Origin of the sequence: Paraeggerthella hominis (assembly GCF_021044775.1) — a bacterium.
GTDB lineage: Bacteria > Actinomycetota > Coriobacteriia > Coriobacteriales > Eggerthellaceae > Paraeggerthella > Paraeggerthella hominis.
The window spans coordinates 1-5116 of the sequence record NZ_JAJNOQ010000019.1 but is presented as its reverse complement, the minus strand read 5'-3'; the positions used below and the strand labels follow the sequence as shown (position 1 = coordinate 5116).

Sequence of the window (5116 nt, the reverse complement as noted above, 5' to 3'; positions counted from 1 at the left end):
ACGCCGAGCGCCCTGCGCGAGCGCGACGTCCTATCCTCCCACAGCCTTGCGCTGCAGTACTTTCGGCGATGGCGGTCTTAACTTCCGGGTTCGGAATGGGACCGGGTGATCCCCGCCTCCAAGGTCGCGCTCGCGCAGGGCGCTTAGGCTCCGCGCGGCTTCTATGCCGCAGGGCGCGCCCTCCGCGCCACCCTGGCGGTTGCACAGCGTTCGGTCGTGACGGACCGCGAACAAGCTCCAATGTGTAAAGACGAAGAGCTCGGGCTATTAGTACCGCTCGGCTGAGGCGATCGCTCGCCTTGCACCTGCGGCCTATCGACCAGGTGTTCTGCCTGGGCCCTTACCGAAAAGAGGACTCATCTTGGAGACGGCTTCCCACTTAGATGCTTTCAGCGGTTATCCGTGCCGGACGTAGCTAGGCAGCCGTGCCGTTGGTCGACAACTGCTGCACCAGAGGTCCGTCCACCCCGGTCCTCTCGTACTAGGGGCAGACCTCCTCAATCCTCTTGCGCCTGCGGAGGATAGGGACCGAACTGTCTCACGACGTTCTGAACCCAGCTCGCGTACCGCTTTAAATGGCGAACAGCCATACCCTTGGGACCGACTTCAGCCCCAGGATGCGATGAGCCGACATCGAGGTGCCAAACCTTGCCGTCGATGTGGACTCTTGGGCAAGATCAGCCTGTTATCCCCGGAGTACCTTTTATCCGTTGAGCGACGGCCATTCCACTCTGGGCCGCCGGATCACTAGAACCGAGTTTCCTCCCTGCTCGACCTGTACGTCTCGCAGTCAAGCCCGCTTGCACTCTTGCGCTCTGCAGACGATTGCCAACCGTCCTGAGCGGACCTTTGCGCGCCTCCGTTACTCTTTAGGAGGCGACCGCCCCAGTCAAACTACCCGCCTGACACGGTCCCTGCGCCGGATCACGGCCGCAGGTTAGATCGCCGACGCGACGAGGGCAGTATTCCAAGGCCGGCTCCACGGGAACTGGCGTCCCCGCTTCGAAGCCTCCTGCCTATCCTCTACGCGCCGAGCCAACGATCAATGTCAAGCTGCAGTAAAGGTTCACGGGGTCTTTCCGTCCTTCCGCAGGTAATTCGCATCTTCACGAATAATACAATTTCACCGGGTCCATGGTTGAGACAGCGCCCAAATCGTTACGCCATTCGTGCAGGTCGGAACTTACCCGACAAGGAATTTCGCTACCTTAGGACCGTTATAGTTACGGCCGCCGTTTACTGGGGCTTGGCTTCAGGGCTTCGCCTTGCGGCTGACCCATCCGCGTAACCTTCCAGCACCGGGCAGGCGTCAGACCCTATACGTCGCCTTGCGGCTTTGCAGAGTCCTGTGTTTTTGATAAACAGTCGCTTGGGCCGTTTCGCTGCGACCCCCGGCCGCTCCGGACGCGAGGTCCTTCACCGCCAGGGGCACTCCTTCTCCCGAAGTTACGGAGTCAGTATGCCGAGTTCCTTAACCATGGTTCTCCCGATCGCCTCGGTATGCTCTACCCGCCCACCTGTGTCGGTTTTGGTACGGGCGCCGATGTCCCTTCCTAGAGGTTTTTCTCGGAAGCATGGGCTCGCCGACTTCGCCAGGAGGCTTCGTCTCGCGTCTCGGGATGCGTGCGCGGCTGGTTTCCATGCCGCGCTCCCTACGCGCTTTCACGGGGACGTCCAGAACCCCGCTCGGCTACCCTTCTCCGTCGCCCCATCGGTGATGACGGTCCATCGGCGGTACAGGAATGTCCGCCTGTTGTGCATCGGCTACGCCTTCCGGCCTCGCCTTAGCTCCCGACTGACCCTGGGAGGATTAGCCTTGCCCAGGAACCCTTAGGCTTACGGCGGCGGCGTTTCTCGCGCCGCTCTCGTTACTCATGCCAGCATTCTCACTTCCACGCGGTCCACCGCAGGTCGCCCTGCGGCTTCGCCCCCCGTGGAAAGCTCCCCTACCACTAATGAAATTAGTCCGCTGCTTCGGTACCATGCTTAGCCCCGTGAATTGTCGGCGCATGTCCACTTGACCAGTGAGCTGTTACGCACTCTTTAAATGCATGGCTGCTTCTAAGCCAACATCCTGGTTGTCTAGGCAAACGCACATCCTTTGCCACTCAGCATGGATTTGGGGACCTTAGCAGGCGGTCTGGGCTGTTTCCCTCTCGAACACACAGCTTAGCCCACATGTTCTGACTCCCGGACTCTGAAATGGCGGCATTCGGAGTTTGGTTCCTGTCGGTAGGCGGTGAAGCCCCCTCGAGGATCCAGTGCTCTACCGCCGCCATTGAACGTCCGAGGCTAGCCCTAAAGCTATTTCGGGGAGAACGAGATATCTCCGGGTTTGATTGGCCTTTCACCCCTATCCACGGGTCATCCCCTCCGTTTTCAACCGAAGTGGGTTCGGCCCTCCACGGGGTCTTACCCCCGCTTCAGCCTGCCCATGGATAGCTCACCCGGCTTCGCGTCTGCAGCATGCGACTAAAACGCCATCTTAAAGGCTCGCTTTCACTGCGGCTCGCTTAAAAGCTTAACCTCGCCGCATACCGCAACTCGCTGGCTCATTCTACAAAAGGCACGCCGTCACAGCGCGAAGGCTGCTCCGACTGCTTGTAGGCGCACGGTTTCAGGTACTGTTTCACTCCCCTCTCGGGGTGCTTTTCACCTTTCCCTCACGGTACTGGTTCGCTATCGGTCACAGGAGAGTGTTTAGCCTTGGAGGGTGGTCCCCCCTGATTCGCACCGGGTTTCACGTGCCCGGCGCTACTCGGGTGCCGCGCTCGGAGGGGGCGGGGCTTCGCGTACGGGGCTCTCACCCTGTTCCGCCGGCCTTCCCAGGCCGTTCCGCTGCCGCGCCCCTTTGTCACTCCGCCCATGGTCTGAGGCCCATGGGATGCTCGGTCCCGCAACCCCTCATGCAGCAACGCCCTCAAGCTATACGCGTGCATGGGTTTGGGCTCGCGCGGTTTCGCTCGCCGCTACTCCCGCGATCTCGGTTGATTTCTCTTCCTCCGGGTACTTAGATGTTTCAGTTCCCCGGGTTGCCTTCCGCCGCCCTATTTCGTTCAGGCGGGGATAGCAGGGCATGACCCCTGCTGGGTTCCCCCATTCGGAGACCTGCGGATCAAAGGGTGTTTGCCCCTCCCCGCAGCTTATCGCAGCTTGCCGCGTCCTTCGTCGACTTCCTGTGCCAAGGCATCCGCCGTGCGCCCTTAGTATCTTCGTCTCTTCGGATCTCGTTCAGTATGGTTGTTGGGTATCCATATCGATGTATTCGCGATCGTGATAGATGCTCCATTACTTTGACAGATCACTCGATTGGATCGGTGATATGCATGTGATGAAGATCTTCTTTGTCACTTTAAACGCTATGCAACTGTCAAGGTGCGCGGGAAGGCGCTCGCCTTCCCGAGGCTTCGAGAGCCTCGGAAGCCGGATGCTGAGAGAGCGGGGCGCGAGGGGCCTTCGCGACGGGCCCGCGGACGGGTCAATCTGTTCTGTTTCTTTTCCATCCAGGCGAGGGAGCTTCGCTCGACCTCGTCGGACACCTGAGTGTCTCCCTAGAAAGGAGGTGATCCAGCCGCACCTTCCGGTACGGCTACCTTGTTACGACTTCACCCCCCTTACCCTCCACACCTTCGACGCCTCCGCCCCTTTCGGGTTCGGCCGGCGGCTTCGGGTGCAGACGACTCGGGTGGTGTGACGGGCGGTGTGTACAAGGCCCGGGAACGTATTCACCGCGGCATGCTGATCCGCGATTACTAGCAACTCCGACTTCACGGAGGCGGGTTGCAGCCTCCGATCCGAACTGGGGCCGGCTTTGAGGGATTCGCTTCCTGTCGCCAGGTCGCAGCCCGTTGTACCGGCCATTGTAGCACGTGTGCAGCCCAGGGCATAAAGGGCATGATGACTTGACGTCGTCCCCACCTTCCTCCGGCTTGACGCCGGCAGTCCCGTATGAGTCCCCAACTCAATGCTGGCAACATACGGCAGGGGTTGCGCTCGTTGCGGGACTTAACCCAACATCTCACGACACGAGCTGACGACAGCCATGCACCACCTGCGCGAGCTCCTCTCGGCCACCGGGTCTCCCCGGCTTCACTCGCATGTCAAGCCCTGGTAAGGTTCTTCGCGTTGCTTCGAATTAAGCCACATGCTCCGCTGCTTGTGCGGGCCCCCGTCAATTCCTTTGAGTTTTAGCCTTGCGGCCGTACTCCCCAGGCGGGACGCTTAATGCGTTGGCTTCGGCACGGAGAGGCGATCCTCCCCACACCTAGCGTCCATCGTTTACGGCTAGGACTACCAGGGTATCTAATCCTGTTCGCTCCCCTAGCTTTCGCACCTCAGCGTCAGTGTCGGCCCAGCAGGCTGCCTTCGCCATCGGTGTTCTTCCCGATATCTGCGCATTCCACCGCTACACCGGGAATTCCGCCTGCCTCTACCGAACTCGAGCGCGCCAGTTCGGAACCCGGCTCGAGGTTGAGCCCCGAGGTTAGAGGTTCCGCTTGGCGCGCCGCCTACGCGCGCTTTACGCCCAATGAATCCGGATAACGCTCGCCCCCTACGTATTACCGCGGCTGCTGGCACGTAGTTAGCCGGGGCTTCTTCTGCAGGTACCGTCGTCGGTCTTCCCTGCTGAAAGCGGTTTACAACCCGAAGGCCGTCATCCCGCACGCGGCGTTGCTGCGTCAGGGTTGCCCCCATTGCGCAAAATTCCCCACTGCTGCCTCCCGTAGGAGTCTGGGCCGTATCTCAGTCCCAATGTGGCCGGTCGGTCTCTCAACCCGGCTACCCGTCGAAAGCACGGTGGGCCGCTACCCCGCCGTCTACCTGATGGGCCGCGACCCCATCCCTTGCCGCGCCAGGCTTTCCCGGCCCCTCCATGCGGAGGGGCCGGAGCATCCGGTATTAGCCTCGGTTTCCCGAGGTTGTCCCGGAGCAAGGGGCAGGTTGGTCACGTGTTACTCACCCGTTCGCCACTGTATGCCCACCCGAAGGTGGCTTAACCGTTCGACTTGCATGTGTTAGGCACGCCGCCAGCGTTCATCCTGAGCCAGGATCAAACTCTCCGTTTAAAAGAGTGCGGCATCGCTGCCGCGTTCGATCTTGGTTTCCCGCCGCCCGC

Annotated in this window: 3 rRNA genes; all 3 read right to left on the bottom strand. The window is 60.9% G+C overall.

From position 1 onward, the window contains the following. Positions 1-17 precede the first annotated feature (17 nt). Positions 18-132 (bottom strand): 5S ribosomal RNA (rrf, locus tag LQE90_RS12235). Between the two features lie 115 nt (positions 133-247). Further along, positions 248-3217, bottom strand: a 23S ribosomal RNA gene (locus LQE90_RS12230). 338 nt (positions 3218-3555) lie between these two features. Next, positions 3556-5066: ribosomal RNA gene (locus LQE90_RS12225) — 16S ribosomal RNA — on the bottom strand. The 16S, 23S and 5S rRNA genes sit together here, the layout of an rRNA operon. Positions 5067-5116 lie beyond the last annotated feature (50 nt).